Source organism: Tistrella mobilis (assembly GCF_039634785.1).
Taxonomy (GTDB): domain Bacteria; phylum Pseudomonadota; class Alphaproteobacteria; order Tistrellales; family Tistrellaceae; genus Tistrella; species Tistrella mobilis.
This window is the reverse complement of record NZ_JBBIAB010000024.1, coordinates 25,262-45,143: the sequence shown is the minus strand read 5'-3', so window position 1 is coordinate 45,143 and position 19,882 is coordinate 25,262. Positions and strand designations below refer to the sequence as shown.

22 protein-coding genes are annotated in these 19,882 nt (G+C 68.7%); 8 read left to right on the top strand and 14 right to left on the bottom strand.

All coding sequences use genetic code 11. The annotated features are described in order from the left end of the window. The first annotated feature begins 156 nt into the window (after positions 1-156). Positions 157-648, top strand: coding sequence for a peroxiredoxin family protein (locus WI697_RS23555; protein ID WP_345960131.1), 492 nt, complete (start codon positions 157-159; stop codon positions 646-648). A 15-nt stretch (positions 649-663) separates the two neighbouring features. Here the strand turns inward: WI697_RS23555 and WI697_RS23550 are convergent, their stop codons facing one another. Both WI697_RS23550 and WI697_RS23545 read right to left on the bottom strand, forming a co-directional pair. Continuing rightward, positions 664-2,478 (bottom strand): patatin-like phospholipase domain-containing protein, encoded by a 1,815-nt coding sequence (locus WI697_RS23550; protein WP_345960130.1) that lies wholly within the window; start codon positions 2,476-2,478, stop codon positions 664-666. A 56-nt stretch (positions 2,479-2,534) separates the two neighbouring features. Next, positions 2,535-3,542 (bottom strand): LysR substrate-binding domain-containing protein, encoded by a 1,008-nt coding sequence (locus WI697_RS23545; protein ID WP_345960129.1) that lies wholly within the window; start codon positions 3,540-3,542, stop codon positions 2,535-2,537. A gap of 147 nt (positions 3,543-3,689) precedes the next feature. Between WI697_RS23545 and WI697_RS23540 the strand changes: the two genes are divergently transcribed. Further along, positions 3,690-4,121 carry a VOC family protein gene (locus WI697_RS23540; RefSeq protein WP_345960128.1) on the top strand — a complete coding sequence of 144 codons (432 nt, stop codon included), beginning with the start codon at positions 3,690-3,692 and terminating at the stop codon, positions 4,119-4,121. A gap of 142 nt (positions 4,122-4,263) precedes the next feature. On the opposite strand, the gene WI697_RS23535 is transcribed toward WI697_RS23540, so the two are convergent. The 8 genes from WI697_RS23535 to WI697_RS23500 form a co-directional block, all read right to left on the bottom strand. Further along, positions 4,264-4,932 (bottom strand): phosphatase PAP2 family protein, encoded by a 669-nt coding sequence (locus WI697_RS23535; RefSeq protein ID WP_345960127.1) that lies wholly within the window; start codon positions 4,930-4,932, stop codon positions 4,264-4,266. Between the two features lie 97 nt (positions 4,933-5,029). Next, positions 5,030-5,914: an ABC transporter permease gene (locus tag WI697_RS23530; RefSeq protein WP_062761858.1), complete on the bottom strand. Its 885-nt coding sequence runs from the start codon at positions 5,912-5,914 to the stop codon at positions 5,030-5,032. Continuing rightward, entirely contained in the window at positions 5,914-6,867 is a 954-nt protein-coding gene (locus WI697_RS23525) for an ABC transporter permease (RefSeq protein WP_296713615.1), read from the bottom strand. The genes WI697_RS23530 and WI697_RS23525 overlap by 1 nt, the downstream gene beginning before the upstream one ends. Positions 6,868-6,951: 84 nt before the next feature. Next, complete coding sequence (locus tag WI697_RS23520; protein WP_345960126.1) at positions 6,952-8,559, bottom strand: ABC transporter substrate-binding protein; 1,608 nt, start codon at positions 8,557-8,559, stop codon at positions 6,952-6,954. 92 nt (positions 8,560-8,651) lie between these two features. Then, positions 8,652-9,668, bottom strand: a complete 1,017-nt coding sequence (locus WI697_RS23515; protein ID WP_345960125.1) for an ABC transporter ATP-binding protein — start codon at positions 9,666-9,668, stop codon at positions 8,652-8,654. Continuing rightward, on the bottom strand, positions 9,665-10,660 hold the full coding sequence (locus WI697_RS23510; protein ID WP_014753255.1) for an ABC transporter ATP-binding protein: 996 nt from the start codon (positions 10,658-10,660) through the stop codon (positions 9,665-9,667). The genes WI697_RS23515 and WI697_RS23510 overlap by 4 nt, the downstream gene beginning before the upstream one ends. Then, positions 10,657-12,411 (bottom strand): class I adenylate-forming enzyme family protein, encoded by a 1,755-nt coding sequence (locus WI697_RS23505; RefSeq protein ID WP_345960124.1) that lies wholly within the window; start codon positions 12,409-12,411, stop codon positions 10,657-10,659. Before WI697_RS23505 ends, WI697_RS23510 begins: the two co-directional genes overlap by 4 nt. A gap of 204 nt (positions 12,412-12,615) precedes the next feature. Next, positions 12,616-13,377 (bottom strand): hypothetical protein, encoded by a 762-nt coding sequence (locus WI697_RS23500; protein WP_345960123.1) that lies wholly within the window; start codon positions 13,375-13,377, stop codon positions 12,616-12,618. 153 nt (positions 13,378-13,530) lie between these two features. Here WI697_RS23500 and WI697_RS23495 point away from each other — a divergent pair, with 153 nt between their 5' ends. The 4 genes from WI697_RS23495 to WI697_RS23480 all read left to right on the top strand — a co-directional run bounded on the left by WI697_RS23495 (position 13,531) and on the right by WI697_RS23480 (position 15,166). Next, positions 13,531-14,238, top strand: coding sequence for a B3/B4 domain-containing protein (locus tag WI697_RS23495; protein WP_345960122.1), 708 nt, complete (start codon positions 13,531-13,533; stop codon positions 14,236-14,238). 77 nt (positions 14,239-14,315) lie between these two features. Beyond that, positions 14,316-14,474, top strand: coding sequence for a hypothetical protein (locus tag WI697_RS23490; protein ID WP_345960121.1), 159 nt, complete (start codon positions 14,316-14,318; stop codon positions 14,472-14,474). 128 nt (positions 14,475-14,602) lie between these two features. Then, complete coding sequence (locus WI697_RS23485; protein WP_385998452.1) at positions 14,603-14,923, top strand: hypothetical protein; 321 nt, start codon at positions 14,603-14,605, stop codon at positions 14,921-14,923. Positions 14,924-15,007: 84 nt separating this feature from the next. Then, positions 15,008-15,166 carry a hypothetical protein gene (locus WI697_RS23480; protein WP_345960120.1) on the top strand — a complete coding sequence of 53 codons (159 nt, stop codon included), beginning with the start codon at positions 15,008-15,010 and terminating at the stop codon, positions 15,164-15,166. 3 nt (positions 15,167-15,169) lie between these two features. Here WI697_RS23480 and WI697_RS23475 read toward each other — a convergent pair whose 3' ends face one another. From WI697_RS23475 to WI697_RS23465, 3 genes are all read right to left on the bottom strand, one after another. Beyond that, the gene (locus WI697_RS23475; RefSeq protein ID WP_296713602.1) at positions 15,170-15,505 is read right to left on the bottom strand and encodes a hypothetical protein; all 336 of its coding nucleotides are present in this window, start codon (positions 15,503-15,505) and stop codon (positions 15,170-15,172) included. 53 nt (positions 15,506-15,558) lie between these two features. Next, positions 15,559-15,909, bottom strand: coding sequence for a hypothetical protein (locus WI697_RS23470; protein WP_345960119.1), 351 nt, complete (start codon positions 15,907-15,909; stop codon positions 15,559-15,561). Positions 15,910-16,005: 96 nt separating this feature from the next. After that, positions 16,006-16,881, bottom strand: a complete 876-nt coding sequence (locus WI697_RS23465; RefSeq protein WP_345960118.1) for a phytanoyl-CoA dioxygenase family protein — start codon at positions 16,879-16,881, stop codon at positions 16,006-16,008. Between the two features lie 100 nt (positions 16,882-16,981). Between WI697_RS23465 and WI697_RS23460 the strand changes: the two genes are divergently transcribed. Then, positions 16,982-18,022 carry a helix-turn-helix domain-containing protein gene (locus tag WI697_RS23460; RefSeq protein ID WP_345960117.1) on the top strand — a complete coding sequence of 347 codons (1,041 nt, stop codon included), beginning with the start codon at positions 16,982-16,984 and terminating at the stop codon, positions 18,020-18,022. 116 nt (positions 18,023-18,138) lie between these two features. Continuing rightward, the gene (locus WI697_RS23455; RefSeq protein WP_062761868.1) at positions 18,139-18,918 is read left to right on the top strand and encodes a DeoR/GlpR family DNA-binding transcription regulator; all 780 of its coding nucleotides are present in this window, start codon (positions 18,139-18,141) and stop codon (positions 18,916-18,918) included. Positions 18,919-18,952: 34 nt separating this feature from the next. Here the strand turns inward: WI697_RS23455 and WI697_RS23450 are convergent, their stop codons facing one another. Next, entirely contained in the window at positions 18,953-19,774 is an 822-nt protein-coding gene (locus tag WI697_RS23450; protein ID WP_345960116.1) for a 2-keto-4-pentenoate hydratase, read from the bottom strand. Between the last annotated feature and the right edge of the window lie 108 nt (positions 19,775-19,882).

Genomic DNA, 19,882 nt, shown 5'->3' with positions numbered 1-19,882 from the left:
CTCTGCCTTGCCGTCGCTCACGGTTACGGATGCCATGAAAACGGTGCGCGCGCATCAGGTAACAGACGCCCTCGATTTTTTCTTATATTAATGCGACAAAAATCAACTTGTGAGGGATGTCATCAGGACATCCCTGCCGTTCATGGAGCCCCGCTTATGCTGCGCGACACCCCTGCTGGCCGCCTTCCTGCCCATCCCTCCGAGCCCGAAATCGCGCTCTGGCTGAACACGTCACAGCCAATCCGGCTGCCGGATCTGGAGGGCCGCGTGGTAATGATCCTGGCCTTCCAGATGTTCTGCACCGGCTGCGCCCGCGAGGCCGTGCCGCAGATGATGCGCGTCCGCCAGACCTTTCCCGAAGACCGGGTGGCGGTGATCGGCCTGCATACGGTGTTCGAACACCACGCCGCCAACACGGTCGAGGCGCTCACCGCCTTCCTGCATGAAAACCGCGTCACCGTGCCGGTGGGCATCGATGCGCCGGGGCCCCGCGGCCCGCTGCCGCTGACGATGGCGGCCTGGAACCTGCAGGGCACGCCCAGCCTTATCCTGCTCGACCGTGCCGGCCGGGTGCGGCGCAAGACCTTCGGCCATGTCGACGACCTGCGTCTCGGGGCCGAAATCGCCTGGCTGCTGGCGGAAGACTGATCGCTGCCCCTCGGGTCAGAACTCCGGCGTGATCCTCAGCTTCGTCTCCGGCTTGGGGACCAGCCCCTTGTGGTCGCGCAAGGGGGTCGGCCAGTCGTCACGCACCAGGCGCATCAGCCGATCCATGCGCCGGAAAACCTCCTGCCGGTCGGCCGGGTCGGACTGAAAATAGCTGGCCGGATGGTCGAGGGTGCGGGCGATGAAAGCGGCATAGCTGTCGGGATCCCCGGCATCGCCCCAGACCGGTGCGGCGCCCTGAAGTGCCGCCTCGAAGGCCGCATAAAGGCTGAGGAACCGACGCCAGCGATGGTCGTCGAAATCGAAATTCGCGGCGTCGGGCCCGTCCTCGGGCGCGGTTCCGGTCATCAGCAGGCCGGCGCGCTGCCCAAGATCCGTCAGGGTCCGGATGGTTTCGGGCGGCATCGCCAGGTTCAGCCCGCCCTCGTCGGGCTTCAGATAGATATGGGCCACCCGCTCGCGATAGCCGGGCAGCACGGTGCGCAGCTCGTCCTGCCATTCGCTGGCGGCATTGAACAGCGACATCACGAAACCGCCCAGGCTGCCCACGGTCTGCAACGCGATCCACTGGCCCTGGATCGCCGGCATCGGCAGATGCACCCGTCGCCTGGGCCGGTCTTCGGAATACTGGTCCAGGCTGATGCCGAAGGTCGGGCGGGTGGGCAGCAGGGCATCGAAGAAATGGATCGGGAAATTGCTCGAAATCCCGCCATCGCTGAACAGCAACCGGCGCATCACCGCCTTGCCGTCCGCCTGTTTCGTCGGCCAGTCGATCCGGTAGAGCGGAATGGCCGAGATCAGGAAGGGGAAGCTCAGGCTCATGCGCGCCGCCACCACCACCGGCAGATCGCCGGGGGCGGGAAAGGCGATCAGCCGCCGGCCGTCATATTCCGGCCAGATGAACCTGTCGCCGTCGCGGGCCTTCGCCTCGTCCAGAAGCCGGGTGCCGGCGGCGACCATCTGGTCGACCACCCGGGCGGGGAAGGCGCGCCGCATCTCCGCCGGGTCGAAGTAGAAATTCCGGTCGCCCAGATCGGGCAGCGCACGCGGGCGCCGTTCGCCCAGGCTGGTGGTCACCGTGCGCAGATTGATCGCGGGATGCGCCGGCGTACCCTCGATACCACCGGGTCCGCCGGCCCAGAGATCCGAGAAGATCAGCGGCCGGCCGCCCCGCCCCTGCCCCTGCCCCGGACCCTGCACATGCGCCGCGGCGTCGATCGTGTCGGTCAGCCAGTCCGAGAGCGGCGGAAAACCGGGGCTCGCCCCGTCCGGCGCCGAACCGGGGCAGAGGCCGTAATCCAGCGTCGGCAACAGGCGGTACAACCGCCAGATCGCGATCCCGGCGCTGGCGATCAGCGTCAGGAACAGGGCGAGCAAGCCGCCCGCCAGCCAGCCGGCCCAGCCATCGGCGAACCAGATCAGCAGCAGCCCCGGCAGCAGGGCGACCAGGTTCCAGGGCAGGCCCGCGCGGATCAGCAGCGGCAGCGCAGCCATCGGGCGGCGCTGCAGCCCCGCGGTCAGGATCAGATCGAACAGATCCCGCGCCCGCGGATCGGGCTGGAACAGATCCAGCAGCCGGGTCTGCAAAGTGTCGGGGATGGCGCCCAGGGTCTCGAAGCCGCCGGATGCCCGGCCGTATTCCGCCGCAGCCGTGATCGAGGCCGCGATCGCGCCGGCCGATGTCCCGCCGACACTGCGAAAACGATACATCGCCGCCAGTTGCAGGATCGCCTTGGGGTAGACGACGCCGGAGGTGATCCCCCCTTTCATGATCACGTCACAGGTCAGCTCTGGATCCGCACGGGCAGTCATCGGTTGGGAAGCTCCGGTTATGACGCGCAATGCAACAAACTATCCCATAGATGGATTTATTTCGCCAGATACTGGGCGGTTTCGGTTGCACACTCTGCGGCCTCTTCGGTGATCCACTCCCTGAAGGCGCGAATACGCGGATGGGTGCTGAGGGCATCGGTGGTGATCAGCCAATAGGCCGCGCCGCTCCGCAGGGCCGGCAAGGCCGGCGCCACCCTCTGCAGCCGACCCGCAGCCAGATCCGCCCGGGCGAAGGCTTCGGGCACCAGCGCGATGCCCAGCCCCGCCACTGCCGCCGCCAGGATCATGAAGAAGTGCTCGAAGCGCGGCTCCGCCCGCCGGCCCGCCGCACCATCGGTCCCGGCCCCCTGCGGCGAGGGCCGGAAGCCCTGCGGCGGCAGGCCCGCAGCCCCGGCCCAGTCGGGCCAGAGATCGGCCCGGGTGGTGTGGCGGATGAGCGGCGGCCCCTCGCGGCCCAGCCGAGCCGGATCGTCGGGCAGGGCAAGGCCGGGGGCGGCGACCGGTATGACCCGTTCGTCGAACAGGCGCCGGGCGGCAAAACCGCGCCAGCCGCCCCGCCCCCAGCTGATCACCGCGTCCACCGCCTCTCCATCCCAGGTGACGGCATCCTTGCGGCCATCGGCGAAATCAGCCCCGATGGTCGACAGATCGATCGCAACCGCCGGATGACGGACGGCGAACCCCGCCAGCCGCGGCGCCAGCCAGGCCGCGGCGAAGGTCGGCAGGGTGCCGAGCCTGAGCGTGCCCGCCACCTCGTCCGGCCCGGCCGCACCCAGCATGGCCACCGCCGCTTCCAGCCGGTCCGACGCCGCCCGGATCGCCGGCAGCAGGGCGGCACCCTGGGGGCTGAGCCGCAGCCGACGGCCGTCGCGCAGGAAGATCGGCACGCCCAGCGCCGCCTCGACCGCCGCGATCCGCCGGCTCATCACGCTCTGGCCCAGGCCGAGTTCACGGCCGGCGGCGGTCAGGTTCATATGCCGGCAGGCCGCCTCGATCACGGCGAGTTCGGCGGCAAGCAGGCGGGCGGCGGCATCGGTAGCCAAGGGGGCGCCTTTCATGCACCAGAAGCATCAGCATATGATAACCGGCACCATTTGATCCGCCAACGCCATGAGAGATGATGGCAGCCGAGGACGACTGCACACCCGCGCAGAGAGACTCCGCGCCAATCAGACATGGGATCACGCGCCATGACCGCCATCCGCCCCTTCCACCTCGCCTTCCCGGTGCTCGACCTGGAAGAGACCCGCAGCTTCTATGTCGGTGTGCTCGGCTGCGGCACCGGCCGCGAGGACGTGCACTGGATCGATTTCGATCTTTACGGCCATCAGGTGGTGGCCCATCTGGACCCGAAGCTCGACCGCGCCATCGCTGCCCGCAATCCGGTCGACGGCGACGACGTGCCCGTGCCGCATTTCGGCGTGGTGCTGACCATGGATCAGTGGCGGGCCCTGGCAGCGCGTCTGGAGGCCAATGAGGGCACGCGCTGGGTGATCCGCCCGCGCATCCGGTTCGAGGGCCAGCCGGGGGAACAGGCGACATTGTTCATTCTGGACCCCTCGGGCAATGCCCTTGAATTCAAGGCCTTCGACGATGACGGGCGGCTGTTTGCCAAAGGCTGATCATGCAGTAGGTGCTCGGGGATGCCGGCGCGGCATGGCCCCCGCCTGACGGCAGACGTCCACCTGCTCCAGGTATGAAGGCCGGCAACGGCTGGGCCGGATACTGTCGAGGGTGCGGGCGCCGTCCACAAGATCGCCGGCATCATCGACCAGAGACGGCCCGTGCACAGGCGACCGCCCAGGCGGCGCCTGCGCACCAGCCGGCGATGACGTCGGTCGGCCAGTGGACGCCCAGATAGATCCGGCTGATCCCGACCAGAAAGGTGAGCCCGATCGCGACCGCCAGCACATAGCTCTTCAGCCGCCGCCGGTCCTCGAACCGTGCGAGCAGGGCGCCGAGCGTGAGGTAGGTGGTGGCCGACAGCATGGCATGGGCAGAGGGGAAGCTCGCCGTCTGCACCTCCACCAGATGGGCGACCAGATCCGGCCGCGGCCGCTCGAAGACCAGTTTCAGGCCGAAGCTCAACACCGTGCCGCCGATCACCGACAGCGCCACGGTCAGCGCAGCCGCGCGGCTGCGGCGGATCAGCAGATAGCCGACCACGACCAGGGTCATCAGCCCCAGCACCGTGGTGCTGCCAAGTGCGGTCAGGTCGGCGAAGCCGGTTTCCAGCCAGTGGGGGCCCAGCGGATCGGCCGGGTCGGCGGGGTTGCGCAGGCTTTTGAGCACGGCGCGATCCAGCGCCTCGGTCTCCCCCTCCATCACCTCGTCGGCCAGCCAGACGAAGAACACGATCGCCGCCGTCACCAGGCCCAGGGGCCACCAGCGGTCGATCAGCTTCCGCCGGCCCTCGGCCGCACCTTCGGACATGTTTCCTCCCGCAGTTCCATGATCGGACACGCGAAAACGCTACCGGAAGCGGCAGGCCGCTTCCAGTGAGCGTTCCGGGAGGATGGCACGGCCGCGGTCAGCGGCCGCTGCGCGTGGTCGGGTCCAGCAACATGCGCACGCTGTCGCCCAACCCGTTGAAGGCGAGCGCCGTCACCAGGATGGCGAGGCCCGGGGTGACCATCTGTTCGGGCGCAATCTCCATATAGAGATAGGCTTTGGCGAGCATCGAGCCCCAGCTGGCATCCGGCGCCTGAACGCCCAACCCCAGGAAGGAGAGCGAGGCTTCGGCCAGCAGCGCGCCGGCCAGAAGCAGGGTCACCTGCACCAGGATCGGCTGGATGGCGTTGGGCAGAATGTGGCGGGCCAGAATGCGCACCGGGCTTGCCCCGAAACAGCGGGCGGCATCGACGAACAATTCCTCTTTCACCACCAGCGCCCGGGCGCGGGCCAGGCGCGCGATCAGCGGCGAGAACACGATGCCGACCGAGATCATGCCGTTGGTGAGGCCGACCCCCAGCGCGCCGGTGACGCCGATCGCCAGCACGATGGCGGGGAAGGAGAGCAGCGCATCGATCACCCGGCTGACCACCTCGTCGACCCAGCCCCCGGCGAAACCGGCGAGCAGGCCGATCGGCAGGCCGATCACCAGGGCGATCGACACCGACAGCACGCTGGCATACATGCTGGCCGAGGCGCCATGGATCAGCCGGCTGAACACGTCGCGGCCCAGATCGTCGGTGCCCAGCCAGTTTTCGGCCGAGGGCGGCATCAGGATCAGGTCGAAATTCTGCTCGATCGGCGAATAGGGCGCCAACTGGTCGGCGAAGATGCCGGTGAGCGCGATGATCGCCACCACCAGCAGGCTGAGCGCGCCGCGCGGATCGCGCAGCATCCAGGCGAGCACCGGGTTGCGCCGGCGGGGCGCCGCCCCGGCGGCAGAAGGGGTTGCGGTCCGGCTCATCAGCGTACCCTCGGGTCGAAGACGACATAGAGCATGTCGATGATCAGGTTCAGCCCGACCACGAAGATGATCATGGTCAGCACCACCCCCTGCACCACCGGGAAATCGCGGGCGAGCGCCGCGTTGACGATCAGATTGCCGACACCCGGGATGGCGAAGACCGTCTCGACCACGACGGTCGCTGCCAGCAGGCGGTTGGCCAGCAGGCCGATCACCGTCAGCAGGTTGACCGAAACGTTCTTGAGCCCGTGCTTCCAGAGCACCGCGCCGCCGGGCAGGCCCTTGGCATGGAGCGTGCGGACATATTGCGAGCCCAGAATATCGACCAGCGAGGTGCGCAGCTGGCGCGCCACTTCGGCGATGCCGCCGGCGGCAAGCGCGGTCGCAGGCAGGATCGCATGTTCCAGCGCCCGGATCGGATCATCCGAAAAGGCCACCGCCCCGGTCGCCGGCAACCAGCCGAGCGAGAGGGCGAAGGTCGCGACCAGGATCATCGCCAGCCAGAAATTCGGAATGGCGATGCCGACCGAGGCCAGCCCCATCACCGCGCCGTCGATGATCGAATTGGGCCGGAGCGCCGCCAGAATGCCGAGCGGAATGCCGATCACCATCGAGATCAGCATCGCCAGCACCACGATCAGCAAGGTCAGCGGAAAGGTGCGGGAGAGCGAGGTCATCACCTCCTCGCCCGAAATCAGCGACCGGGCGAGGTCGCCATGAACCGCCCCCCACAACCAGTCGAAATACTGAACCAGGAAGGGACGATCGAGACCGTAGAGTGCCCGGATTTCGGCAAGGCGCTGATCGCTGGCATTGTCGCCGGCCAGCGTCACCGCGATGTCGCCGGGGATCAGTTGGATCAGCCCGAACACCACGAAGGTCACGATCAGGATCACCGGCACCACCTGGATCAGGCGGCGGCGCACGGTGCGGATCGCGCGGCGGCTGGACATCGGATAAGAGGTCCTCGACAAGGGGGAGGGAGCCGCGAGGCGCGGCCGGGCAGGACGTCCCCACCCGGCCGCGGGGCGCAGAGGTCAGGCCAGCGACACGTCGTAGAGCTTGGGCTTGTTCAGCAGGTTGGGCTTGTAGCCCTCCACCTTCTCACCCGCCACGTCCAGCGCCGACAGGAAGGCCAGCGGGCAGACCAGGGCATTGTCGAGCACCAGCTTCTGGACCTTCGAGAAGGCCAGCTTGCGCGCCTCCTTGTCGGGCGAGGCACGGCTGGCGGCGATCGCCTGCACCAGCTCGTCGGGCACCGGGCCGCGGCCGCCATTGTAATAGGCGTCGGGCAGGTACATCAGCGAGAAGGTCAGGCTGGGATCGGGCCGGCCGGTCCAGGCCGAGACCAGGGCGTCGGTCTTCTTTTCGTTGCCGAAGAAGGCGGCCGAGGCCTCGGGAATGGTGCCGATCGAATAGCGCACCCGGATGCCCACCTGGCGCAGCTGCTCCATGATGAATTCCTGGCGCTGCACCGAACTCTGGTCGGGATAGCCGCCCAGATGCAGATCCAGCCCGTCGGCATAGCCCGCCTCGGCAAGCAGCGCCTTGGCCTTCTCGGGATCATAGGGGTAGTAGCCGGCCAGCTCTTTGTCGAAGGCCCAATGGGCGGAGGGCAGGTTGGTGATCGCCTTCTCGCCGATGCCGTTCATCGTCACTTTGACGAAAGCGTCGCGATCAATGGCATGGTTGATCGCCTGGCGGACCCGGACATCATCCAGCGGCTTGCGCGCCCAGTTGAAATAGATCTGGATGCAATAGAGCGTCGGACCGGTAAAGGTGGTCAGCTTCGGCGCCCGCTTCGCGATCAGCCCCTGCTGGGGCGACAGGAAATAGACGAAATGGTTCTGCCCGGCCATCACCGAGCGCAGCCCGGTGGAGAGTTCCGGAATGATCGCGAATTCGATGCCGTCGACCTTGGGCGTGCCCTTTTTCCAATAACCCTCGTTGCGCTTCACGACCACTTTTTCGTTGTCGTTCCAGGTGACGAAGCTCCAGGCGCCGGTGCCGACGGGGTTGCGGTCATGGGCGTCGCCCTTCTCCGTCACCGCCTTGGGCGAGCACATCATGCCGGCGCGATCCGACAGGATCATCGGCAAAGCGGCATCGGGGTTCTTCAGCCGGATGGTGACCTGATGCGGCCCGCTCACCTCCACCGCCTCGACATTGATCAGGTCGGCCTTGATGTTGGAGCGCTGATCCCCGCGATTGCGGTCCAGGTTGAACTTCACCGCCTCGGCATTGAAATCGGTGCCATCGTGGAATTTCACCCCCTCCTGCAGATCCATCACCAGGGTCTTCGGGTCGGGGAAGCTCCAGGCGCGCGCCAGGCCGGGCCTGGGGTCCAGGCTTTCATATTCCCATTCCACCAGCGTGTCGAAGACGGTGTAGAGGAAGGGATGGTCCTGGCCCGAGCCACCCGTCATCGGGTCCAGGCTCGACGGGTTGGCGGGGGCCGCCACCTTCAGCACGCCGCCCGCGGCCAGCGCCCGGCGGACATGGCCGGGCAGCATGCCGGATGCCGCGGCACCGGCGGCACCGGCGCCCAGCAGCGACAGGAAACGGCGGCGGTCCATCGCGAAGGCCGGGCGGCCCCCGACGGTGACCGGCTCGCCCGTAGAGATGTTGAACGGATCCTTGGTCATTCTGGTCTTCCTCCCTGGTGGCCGCCGCCGGATCTTCTGTCGCGGTCGGCCGTGCCGCCTGATGCGGTCATTCTGGTTGGGTCCGGTCTTCGTCAGCCGGGCGCCAGCTCCTCGGCGAAGTGGCAGGCGACGAAATGGTCGGGGGCGACGGGGCGCCAGTCGGGCACCCGCTCGGCGCAAGTTGCCTGCGCATGGGGGCAGCGGGTGCGGAAGCGGCAGCCCGAAGGCGGGTTCAGCGGCGACGGGATCTCACCCTCCAGCAGGATCCGGCGCTTCTGGCGCAGATGGGACGGCAGCGGCACCGGCTCGGCCGACATCAGCGCGCGGGTATAGGGGTGCATCGGCCGTTCGGCCACGGCCGCCACCGGCCCCAGCTCCATGAACCGGCCCAGATACATCACCGCCACCCGGTCGCTGATATGCGAGACCACGCCGATATCATGGGTGATGAAGACATAGGCGAGGCCGCGTTCGCGCTGGATTTCGGCAAAGAGGTTGAGCACGTCGCCGCGGATCGACACATCCAGCGCCGCCACCACCTCGTCGCAGACCACCAGTTTCGGGTTGAGCGTCAGCGAGCGGGCAATGTTGACCCGCTGCTTCTGGCCGCCCGACAGCTCGTGCGGATAGCGCCGCGCCTGTTCCGCGCTGATCCCCACCCGGTCGAGCAGGTCGAGCGCGCGGCCGGTCCGCGAGGCGCGATCCCCCTCCCCCACCACGTCCAGCGGCTCACGAACGCTGTCGAGAATGCTCATCCGCGGGTTCAGGGCCGCGTTGGGGTCCTGGAAGATGATCTGCAGCTCGCGGCGCTTGTGCCGCAGGCGGCGGCCCTTCAGCCGGGCGAGGTCGTCGCCCTCGTACAGGATCCGCCCGCCGGTCGGGTCGAGCAGGCGGACGATGGCGCGGCCGAGCGTCGACTTGCCCGATCCGCTTTCGCCGATGACGCCGAAGGTCTCGCCCGGGCGGACCTCGAAGCTGATCCCGTCCACCGCCTTCAGGCTTTCGCCGTCGGCGGTGGTGAAGGTGACGCGCAGATCCTCGACCGACAGCATCGGCTGGTCTGCGGTCGTGGCGGCTGCCTGTCGATGGGCGGGCTTCACGGTGATCATCCGACGGTGCCCTCCAGCTGGAGTTCCCCGGTGCGCCGGCAGCGGGCGCGGTGGCCGGGCTCGGGCTCACGCATGGCCTGTGCCGTGGTGCAGGCCTCCTCGGCATGGGGGCAGCGGGGGCGGAAACGGCAGCCCTCGGGCATCGCCATCAGGGGCGGCACCCGGCCGGGGATGGAGGGCAGCGGCGCGCCGCGTTCCACCAGCCGCGGCAAGGCGGAAAACAGCCCGGCGGTATAGGGGTGGCGCGGCCGGACCAGCGCGTCGTCGACCGTCGCATCCTCGACCACCTCGCCCGCATACATCGTCACCATCCGGGTGCAGGTCTCGGCGACCACCCCCAGATCATGGGTGATGAACAACAGCGCCGTGCCGGTGGTTTCGCTGAGGTCGACCAGCAGATCGATGATCTGGGCCTGGATGGTGACATCCAGCGCCGTGGTCGGCTCGTCGGCGATCAACAATTTGGGGTTGCAGGCCAGCGCGATGGCGATCATCGCCCGCTGGCGCATGCCGCCCGACAGCTGGTGAGGATATTCCCCCGCCCGCCGCGCCGGCAGCGGGATGCCGACCCGCGCCAGCAGGTCGACCGCGCGTTCCTTCGCCTCGCGCCGCGACACCGCCTCGTGCGCCAGAATGGTCTCGACGATCTGCTCGCCGATGGTGAAGACCGGGTCGAGCGCGCTCATCGGTTCCTGGAAGATCATGGCGATGCCGGCCCCGCGCACCCGGCGCAGCTCGCGCCCCGAGAGCTTCAGCAGGTCGCGGCCCTCGAAGCGGATGGCGCCGTCGATCCGGGCGAGGCCACGCGGCAGCAGCTGCATGATCGCAAGCCCGGTCAGCGTCTTGCCGCAGCCGCTTTCGCCCACGATGCCGATCCGCTCGGCGGCCCCCACCTTGAACGAGACGTCGCGGGTGGCCGAGACGATCCCGCCGCCGGTGCGCAGGTTGATCCCCACACGGTCCAGCTCCAGCAGCGGCGTCGCCGCCGTCATCGGCCCGTCTCCGCGGCCGCGCGCGCGGCGGCGAGTTCGGCCAGAAGGGATTGTTTCAGCTTGTACTTCTCGATCTTGTTGGTGGGTGTCACCGGCAGCGCCTCGACGAAGCGCACATGGCGCGGCGTCATGTAGCGCGGCATCACCGAGGCCGCGAAGCTGCGCAGCTCCGCCTCGGTCATGCTGCAGCCCTCGACCAGCTGGATGAAGACGGCGCAGTCCTCTTCCTCGCCTTCCTCCGCCGGGACCGGCAGGGCCGCCGTGGCGCGGATGTCCGGATGGGTGTTCAGCAGATCCTCCACCTGATAGGACGAGACGTTCTCGCCGCGCACCCGGAAGAAGCCGCCCATGCGGTCGATGAAGTAATAGACGTCGCCCTCGGTCCGCCGCACCGCATCGCCAGTGTGGAACCAGAGGTTCGAGAAGGTCTTGATGGTGGCATCCGGCTTGTTGAAATAGCTCTTCAACAGCAGATGCGGAAAGCGCGGCCGGAAGGCCAGCTGCCCGGCCTCGTCGGGCCCCAGCACATTGTCGTCCGCATCCAGCACCGCGGCCTCCAGCAGCGGCGAAGGCCGGCCCATGAAGCCCTTGGCCAGCGGTTCGGCGCCATCCACCACCATGACGCCGCGGCGGCGGGCGATCTCCAGCACCGTCGCCCGGTCATGCCCGACCCGGAACTCCGGGCGCTTGGCCTCGGTCTCGCCGAACTGGTCGATCAGGGCGACGAAGCCGTTGCCGCTTTCGGTCTGGCCGAAGCCGGCGGTGGAGAAGGGGATGCCAAAACGCTGCGCCACCTCGTGATGGCGCGCCGGCAGCGGCTGCATATGCACCCGCATCATGGTGTTGTCCCGGTCGTCCGCGCGGGGGTCGGCGCTCATCAGCCAGGGCACCATCACATCCAGCAGCACGGCATTGCTCGCCCGATGGGCGCGCACCCGGTCCCAGAACCTGGTCGGGCTGAACTTGTCCCAGAGCGACACGGCGCAGCCGGTCCAGCAGGCCTTGGCGACCAGAAACATCGCGCCGCCGACGTGATAGAGCGGCAGGTCGCAATAGATCGTGTCCTCGGGCGTCAGAAAGGCGCGACTGTTGAAGGTGTACTGGTTGATCCAGCGGAAGGGCTGCACCACGCCCTTGGCCGGGCCGGTGGTGCCCGAGGTGTAGATGATGTTGGCGATATCGGCGGCCCCGCGGGTCACCGGCCGGTGGCGGCGCGGGGTGCGCATCAGCTCTGCCAGATCATGCAGGCCGGGCCGGGCCAGAAGCGCCGGCGGCAGGGCGGCTTTCGCCGGATCATGGTCGTGATCCGAGGGCAGCGGCCGGTGCACCACGATATTGGTCAGGCGCACCTCGTCCAGCACCGCCGCGACCGCCGGGGCCAGATCGGCATCGGTGATCAGCACCCGCGGTGCGGTGTCGTTCAGCTGATAGGCCAGCAGCCGGCCGGCATAGTTGAAATTGACCGGCGCATAAACGGCGCCCGCCTCCCACACCGCGAACATGGCAAGCGTGGCGATCCAGGAATTACGGGTGAAGACCGACACGCGGTCGTCGGGCTCCAGCCCCATCTCCTGCAGGGCGGCGGCAAGGGTCGCCACCTCGGCCTCGAAGGCGGCGAAACTGAGGTCGCGGCCCTCCTCGCCATAGCGGATGAAGGTTTGGTCAGGATGATGGCGCACGGCATCGCGGAAGCGGTCGGTGACCACATCCCCCTGCTGCACCATCATCGCGAACAGCGCCTGGGCGTTCACGGTGGCAGTCCTCCCGTCGCGGCCGTCTGTCGCGGCCTTGTATCGATCCGTTCGTCCGGTACGACCGTTTACCCGGCGATGACCGGCGGTCAGTTAGAACAAACGTTCGACCTAGGCCTGATTGTTGAGGAGATGGAGGGCTGCGTCAATAACGCGATCTGTATCACCGCCGCGGCGGCTTCAATGCCATGGCATGCAGGCCGATCAGTCGGCGACATCCGCGACCCGATAGCCCCGCCGGATTCCGGGCCGACGGCAGGGCAGGTTGTCCAGGGCGATGCAATCGTCCAGCATCTCGACCAGCCCGTCGGGGCCGACCCGCATTTCGACCTGATAGAGGGCGGCGGCATGCAGCAGGCAGCCGGCGATCATCCAGTCGCCGCCGACGGTGCGGCCATGGACCGTCAGCGGCTTCAACACCTGCGCCAGGCGGTCGCCCAGCGCGGGCGTCACAGCGGTGAAGGGCAGATCGGTCAGGCGCTCCACCACCAGAAAGCCGCCATGGTCGCCGCAGACCACGGCGCAGAACCAGCGCAGATAGTCCATCGCCTGTTCGGGCCCGTCGAGCAGGGGCGGATCGGCGGCATTCAGTGCATGAACGAGGCGCGAGGTGCCGTCGACATGGCCCAGCCGGTCGGGCAGCATGCCCAGAAGCAGGGTCGCGAAACGGCCGTCGGGGCGGCGGACCAGCAGCTCCGCCAGTTCCAGCCGGGCATGGAAGATCGGCCGGCACAGCCGGACGTTCAGCAGGTCGGGGACAAGCGGCCCCAGCCCCGCGGCCAGCGCCGTGCGCATCAGCCGGGCGGCGCAGGCCGGCAGCCGTGCCTGCCAGGCGCCAATGCCGACCGGCGGCAGCGGCCAGGGCCGCGCCGGGTCGCAGGCAAGCCGCCCCGTGATCGCCTCGTCCGCAATTGCGGCTTCGGCGACCGGGTCACGCCGGATCAGCGGCTCGGCCGTCACGACCATGGGTCGGGATCTCCGTCAGGGGTCTCCGCTGCCATAGCGTGACACGACCGGCCACCGCATGCCACAGCTCTTGCGTGCAGGGCCAACGACGGCCGGGCGCTGCCCGGTTATGATATCCTCAGACACCCAACCCCAGGTTCATGGATCTGCTGCATGTCCGCCCAGCCCGTCACCCCCGTGATCGACCCCGCCATCCACGCCCTGCGTCCGGATTTCCGGGCCGTCAGCCTGACCGTCACCCTCGCAGGACCGGCGGTGGCCGATGCGGATGCGATCGTGGCCGAGACCCTGGCCCGGGCCATCGGCCAGGTTCAGGCCGGCGGGCCGGACTGGGCGGCGGCGCATCTCGACGACTGGCGGACGGCCTTCCGGGCCTTCGGCGCCAAACCCGCCCGCACCCCGTCATCGGCGGAAGCCCTGCGCAAGCGCGCCATCCGGGACGGCGCCCTGCCCCCGGCCGGGCTGGTGGTCGACCTCTATAACGCCGTCAGCCTGGCCTTCGCCATCCCCGTGGGCGGCGAGGATCTGGAGGCCTATCGGGGCGCCCCCCGCCTGATCCGCGCCAGCGGCACCGAGCCGTTCGACGTGATGAAAGACGGTGCCCCGGCGATCGAAACACCTGATCCGGGCGAGGTGGTCTGGTGCGACGAGGCCGGCGTCACCTGCCGGCGCTGGAACTGGCGCCAGGGGCTGCGCACCCGCCTGACCGCGGACTCGCGCCGGCTCTGGTTCATCCTGGAGGCCCTGGGCAGCATGCCCGACACCGCGCTGGCGGCGGCGGGCGCGGCGTTGGCTGACGGCGTGACGCGTATCTGGCCATCAGCAATATTCGTGCAACACACCATTGATCAGCGCGCCTGAGCCTCGCCTCTGACACACTGCATATGGTATGCCTCGGAAAGCGTTCACCGCCCCTGAAACAAGAGAGGTCTGACATCATGCAGACGAATCACATCGTCTCTGGTATCAAGAACCCTGCCACCATTCTGATACAGCGTGCCATCTGGTCGCGCCCTCAGCTGGTGATCGACGATGTCGCGTCATTCACGCAGCTCGCGCCTTCTGCCACGCAAGATGGCGATATCGAGGTGTCCTGACGGTCAGACCCGTCCGCCCGTCACACGGACGGGCACTGGCGCGACCGCCCGGCGTGGCGGCAGGAAGATCTGCGGGATAGTAGATTCGCCCGCCGCGCGGGCGGGCGTGGCCGTCGACGGCCTGGAAGGTGCAGGCCCTTACCCCATCATCGGCAGAAGCCCTGCGCAACCGCGTCATTCGCGACGGTGCTCCGGCGATCGAAACACCCGACCCGGGCGAGGTGGTCTGGTGCGACGAGGCCGGCGTCACCTGCCGGCGCTGGAACTGGCGCCAGGGGCTGCGCACCCGCCTGACCGCGGACTCGCGCCGACTCTGGTTCATCCTCGAAGCTTTGGGCAGCATGCCCGACACCGCGCTGGCCGCGGCGGGCGCGGCATTGGCCGACGGCCTGATGCGTATCTGGCCCTCGTCAATAATCGTGCGGCATAACCTTGATCCGCGAGACTGAGATATGGCGCCAAATGCAGTGCCTGTTGTAGACTTCTGTCGGGCACTTTCGCCCTCAACTTTAAAGTACGACAGGCCACGCGCCATGCAGCAGAGTCACCCGGTCTCCGGCGCCGAGACATCCGACACCACCGCAATGCCGCGCGCCGTCTGGCGGCGCCCGCAGCTGATGATCGACGATCTGCCGTCGTCGACGCTCGCTGCGCCGGCTTCCACGGATGACGGCGGCGTCTTCGTATCCTGACGATCAGGCCCGTCCGCCGGTCGTACGCGCGGGTACGGGCGCATGGGCAACCGCCCGCCGCGGCGGCAGGAAGATCTGCGGGATGCGGATGCGCCTGCCGCCCGAGCCGCCATGGTCGTCGCCGGCCTGGAACCAGACCGCGAAGGCGACCTGAACGCTGCCCAGCGTCAGCCCCATGAAGAAGGTCAGCACCGCCGCGGCCAACGGCCCGTCGGCATTGGTGCTCATCAGCGTGCCCAGGCCCGAAACGTCGAACCAGAGCAGGGCGCCGACCACGGCGAAGGCGAGCCCGAAGCCCACCAGGGCATGCATGACGACGAAACGGACCAGCATGGGCATCGGGCGGCGCTCCCCTTCAGCGCGATTTCGGTGCGGTGACGCATCTTCCATGACTATGGCCCCGCCATCGCAGGGGTCAAGATGCCGGAAGGTCGCAGGCCCGGCGGGGCGCCGATACGGGAACGGCTGCCGCCGCCGCCATCCCCCGGCGCCCGGGCCATCAGCCAGAGCGCGAAGGCGATCTGCACCACGGCGAGCGTCTGCCCCATCAGCAGGGTGAAGACGACGCCCGCCAGCACGCCGCCCCGCACCTCGGTCACCAGCCCGCGCAGCCCCGAGACATCCCCGGCCAACAGCGCCGCCACCACGCCGAGTGCCAGCGCGAAGCCCGCTGCGGCATGGGCGATCAGGAAGCGCGGCAGGCGGCCGCCTTCCGCAGTCAGGTCTTCCGCCGTTCCGGCCATGACACCGGCCTTCCATCGGGGGGCGGCCGGAGGACCCGGCGCCTGTCCCGATGCAACGCGGCGCAGATGGCAGTGTTCCGCCCGGGGCGCCCCTTCTCAGCGCCCCGCGGACGGCAGATCTTCAAGCAGGCGCTTCGGATGCATGCCGTCGACCATGCCCATGAAAGGGGCGTGGATCGAATAGCCCAGCATCCGCCGGACATGTTCGCTGCACTGCTTCACCACCGGCAACGGTACCGACAGGCTGAAATTCTCCTGCTGGCGGCACCAGGGCGCGCAGTACTGGGCGGTGAGCGCCAGGCGCGGGCGGTCGCTGCGGTTGGCGCCGCCGCTGTGCCAGAGCGTGCCCAGGAACAGCACCACCGACCCCGCCGGCATCACCACCGGGATCGCCCCGTCCGCCTCTTCCTGCGTGGGCAGGCGGTTGCCCCAGCGATGGCTGCCGGGGATCACCCGGGTGGCGCCGTTCAGGGGCGTGAAGTCATCCAGCGCCATGATCGTCGCCGCCCCCAGCACCGGCCGCGGCCGCGGCAGGCTGTAGAAACTGTCGTCGAAATGCAGCGCCTGCGCCTCTTCTCCGGGCAGGATGTCGATCACCTGCAATTGCGAGAGCAGGTAATTGGGCTCGAACACCCGGTCGAGCAGGGCCAGCACCAGGGGATGTTCGACCAGCGGGTTGCAGGCCAGCGTCTTGGCGATCACGGCATAGAGCCGGCGGGTCTTCAGCCCCTCGAAGGGGTTGCGGCCGCCGCGCGGCGCCATATGCGGCAGCACCGCCGCCCGCATCCGGGCCACCTCGTCGGGTGCGAACAGATTTTCCAGGATGACATAGCCGTCGCGCTCCAGCGCCGTCCAGGCGTCCTCCACCCGCGCGGGCGGCGCCGTCTCCTGGCTGCCGGCGGTGGAGCGGTATTTGCGCGGCGAACCGGTGCTGGCATAGTCGTCGAGGCCGTCGAGCATCAGCGGGGCCATGGGCGCGGTCTCCTCCTCCGGTTGCGGTATCCATGCCGTTCTGGCCTTTCAGGATGATCCGGCCCGCCGCCTGGCACAATGACGGGGCGTCTCACACGACATGACCGAAAGCCCGCCTCCCCTCCGCCGCTGGATCACGCCCACCATCCCGGCCCGCTTCGCGCGTGAGCTGACCGACCGGCTGCCGCTGGCGGCCGACACCCTGCGGCGCATCCATCAGCGGGCCGGCATCGATCCGCGCCTGCTGGAAGCCGACGGGCCGCGGGTGGCACCGATCGCCTATCGGCGCCTGCAGCGGCTGGCGGTGGGCGCCGCCGGCGACGAGTTCCTGGGCCATCTGGCCCGGCCGGTGCCGCCGGGGGCGACGGCGGAACTGCTGAGGCTGATGGCGCATATGCCCGCGACCGGCCCCGCGATCGATGCCGCCGCGCGCATGATCCGGGTCTTCGACGGGGCCGCACCCTGGCGGGTTGCGCTGCCCGAGGGGCCGGCCGGTCCGGTCCGGCTTGAGCTTACGCCGCGGACGGCCGTGCAGGCCGATGCCCTGCTGATGCCGCATCTGATCCTGCTCGGCCTGATCCATGTCATCGGCTGGCTGGCGGGAGAGGCGCCGCCGCTGCGCCGGGTGATGCTACCCGAGCGTTTTGGCGCGCTGGCCGCGGAATCGACCTTCCTGTTCGGCCGGGCGGTGGAACATGGCGCGACGCCGGGCGGGCTGGACTTCGCCCCGGGCAGTCTGGCCCTGCCGGTCACGGCCCGGCCGGACAGTGCCGGCGCCTTCACCCGCCGTCTGGTCGAGCTGATGACCGCGCCCACCGCGCCGGCGGGGGCCGAAGCGGCGCTTCGCCACCTGCTGGCCGCCACCCGCCCCTATGCCGGGCTCAGCGAAACCGCGGCCGCGCGGGCGCTCGGCATGTCACGGGCGACGCTCGCCCGTCGGCTTGCATCTTCTGGCATGTCGTTCCGGCTGGTCCGCGACGAGTTGCGCCGCGATCTGGCCTGCAGCCTGTTGAGGCGCACCGAACTTTCGCTCGCGGACATCGCCGACCGGCTCGACTTCTCGGAGCCCAGCGCCTTCCAGCGCGCCTTCCGCCAGTGGACCGGCCAGCCTCCGGCGCGCTGGCGGCGGCTGAACCGCTGATGCGCGATCGGCCAAGTTCGGCTTTTCGCACTTTCGTTCCTGACTATATGATGACTGAAACGAAAGCCGGGGGCCCAAGGGACCGCCGGAAACCCGCAGTCGAGGACGCGCCGCCGATGTACCTGTCTCCCCGCCATGCCGAAATCGTCCAGCTTGCCAAGGACAAGGGCCGGATCCTGGTCGACGAGCTGGCGACACATTTCGGGGTGACGCCGCAGACCATCCGCAAGGATCTGAACGACCTGTGCGAGCGCCGGCTGCTGACCCGCATCCATGGCGGCGCGCTGTTCCCCTCGGGCGTGCAGAACATGGAATACGAGGCGCGCAGCCTGATCGCCTCGGACGAAAAGACCGCGATCGGCCGCGCCGCCGCCCAGCTGATCGGCGACAACACCTCGCTGTTCATCAATATCGGCACCACCACCGAAGCGGTCGGCCGTGCGCTCACCGATCATGCCGGGCTGATGGTGATCACCAACAACATCAATGTCGCCAACCGGATGCGGATCTATCCCTCGATCGAGGTGATCATCGCCGGCGGCGTGGTCCGCGGTTCCGACGGCGGCGTGGTGGGCGAGGCGGCGGTCGATTTCATCCGCCAGTTCCGGGTGGATTTCGCCGTGATCGGCGTGTCGGCCATCGACAATGACGGCGCGCTGCTCGATTTCGACTTCCGCGAGGTGAAGGTGGCCCAGGCGATCATCGCCAATGCCCGCCATGTGATCCTGGTCGCCGATTCGACCAAATTCGAACGCACCGCCCCGGTGCGCATCGGCCACCTCTCTCAGGTCAACACCTTCATCACCAACCGCTGCGACCTGCCCCCGATCCGCCGCATCTGCGCCGACGCCAATGTCCGGCTGATCGAGACGGATGCGCAGGCCAGCCTGATCTGACGCCGGCCTGATCTGACGTCAGACTGGTCGGCTCTCAGACAAAAGACACCGACAGCTGGCCAAAGGCCCCCCAGTCCGCCGCGACACGGTCGCCCGGCTCGACCGCGATCGGCACCACGCAGGTGCCGGTGATCACCACCTGCCCCGCCCGCAGCGGCAGGCCCAGGGCCGAGACCTCGTTGGCGAGCCAGGCAAGCGCCAGGCGCGGATCGCCCAGCACATTGGCACCCAGCCCGTCATGACGGCTGCGGATCCGGCCATCCGGTCCGGTGACCACGGCCATGGGGGTCTGGGCCGCAAGGTCGACATCGCGCCAGGCGGCGGTCGTGGCCGGGCCCAGGATGAACAGATTGGCGCAGGCGTCGTCGGCGATCAGCTGGGCGGCGCCCACCGCACAGAAATCGGTGTAGCGCGAATCCGGCAGTTCGATCGCCGGATGCAGGCTCGCCACCGCCGCCATCACCTCGTCGACCGTGAAGGCCGTGGTGCGCGGCAGCAGCTCGCGGCCGAAGCGGAAGGCGAATTCAACCTCGGCCACGCGCATCAGACTGGTGGCGAGCGGCACCACCGCCCCATCGGGCAGCAGGCGCTCTGCGAACAACCGGCCGGCCAGCGGACCATCGACGCCGATATGGCGTTGACCGGCCAGGCTGGTCGCGGCGATCTTCCAGCCGATATGGGCAGCCGGGTCGGCGACGAGCTGTGCCTGAATGGCATAGCCCTCGGCCCGGCTCCGCGGTCGCAATGCCTCGGGCAGGCAGGCGAGCCGCGTGCCGGCATTCCAGTTGTCGATCAGCAACCGGGCAGCGGCGGCGTGGTCCCTGGTCGTCGATGCCGGCCTGGCGATCTGGTTCACGGATGGATCCTCCCTGGCGTTCTCGTATCGCGGAACTTAGGAAGATCATGCCATGCGCTGCATCCAGAGCGCCAATCGGATTGCGTTGAGACCTGCGATGGCAGGTGT

What these genes read in the sequence shown, in the direction of transcription:
- WI697_RS23555 (WP_345960131.1), top strand. Translation starts at nt 157, where the DNA reads ATGCTGCGCGACACCCCTGCTGGCCGCCTTCCTGCCCATCCCTCCGAG.
- WI697_RS23550 (WP_345960130.1), bottom strand. Translation starts at nt 2,478, where the DNA reads ATGACTGCCCGTGCGGATCCAGAGCTGACCTGTGACGTGATCATGAAA.
- WI697_RS23540 (WP_345960128.1), top strand. Translation starts at nt 3,690, where the DNA reads ATGACCGCCATCCGCCCCTTCCACCTCGCCTTCCCGGTGCTCGACCTG.
- WI697_RS23535 (WP_345960127.1), bottom strand. Translation starts at nt 4,932, where the DNA reads ATGTCCGAAGGTGCGGCCGAGGGCCGGCGGAAGCTGATCGACCGCTGG.
- WI697_RS23530 (WP_062761858.1), bottom strand. Translation starts at nt 5,914, where the DNA reads ATGAGCCGGACCGCAACCCCTTCTGCCGCCGGGGCGGCGCCCCGCCGG.
- WI697_RS23525 (WP_296713615.1), bottom strand. Translation starts at nt 6,867, where the DNA reads ATGTCCAGCCGCCGCGCGATCCGCACCGTGCGCCGCCGCCTGATCCAG.
- WI697_RS23520 (WP_345960126.1), bottom strand. Translation starts at nt 8,559, where the DNA reads ATGACCAAGGATCCGTTCAACATCTCTACGGGCGAGCCGGTCACCGTC.
- WI697_RS23515 (WP_345960125.1), bottom strand. Translation starts at nt 9,668, where the DNA reads ATGATCACCGTGAAGCCCGCCCATCGACAGGCAGCCGCCACGACCGCA.
- WI697_RS23510 (WP_014753255.1), bottom strand. Translation starts at nt 10,660, where the DNA reads ATGACGGCGGCGACGCCGCTGCTGGAGCTGGACCGTGTGGGGATCAAC.
- WI697_RS23500 (WP_345960123.1), bottom strand. Translation starts at nt 13,377, where the DNA reads ATGGTCGTGACGGCCGAGCCGCTGATCCGGCGTGACCCGGTCGCCGAA.
- WI697_RS23495 (WP_345960122.1), top strand. Translation starts at nt 13,531, where the DNA reads ATGTCCGCCCAGCCCGTCACCCCCGTGATCGACCCCGCCATCCACGCC.
- WI697_RS23490 (WP_345960121.1), top strand. Translation starts at nt 14,316, where the DNA reads ATGCAGACGAATCACATCGTCTCTGGTATCAAGAACCCTGCCACCATT.
- WI697_RS23480 (WP_345960120.1), top strand. Translation starts at nt 15,008, where the DNA reads ATGCAGCAGAGTCACCCGGTCTCCGGCGCCGAGACATCCGACACCACC.
- WI697_RS23475 (WP_296713602.1), bottom strand. Translation starts at nt 15,505, where the DNA reads ATGCCCATGCTGGTCCGTTTCGTCGTCATGCATGCCCTGGTGGGCTTC.
- WI697_RS23470 (WP_345960119.1), bottom strand. Translation starts at nt 15,909, where the DNA reads ATGGCCGGAACGGCGGAAGACCTGACTGCGGAAGGCGGCCGCCTGCCG.
- WI697_RS23465 (WP_345960118.1), bottom strand. Translation starts at nt 16,881, where the DNA reads ATGGCCCCGCTGATGCTCGACGGCCTCGACGACTATGCCAGCACCGGT.
- WI697_RS23460 (WP_345960117.1), top strand. Translation starts at nt 16,982, where the DNA reads ATGACCGAAAGCCCGCCTCCCCTCCGCCGCTGGATCACGCCCACCATC.
- WI697_RS23455 (WP_062761868.1), top strand. Translation starts at nt 18,139, where the DNA reads ATGTACCTGTCTCCCCGCCATGCCGAAATCGTCCAGCTTGCCAAGGAC.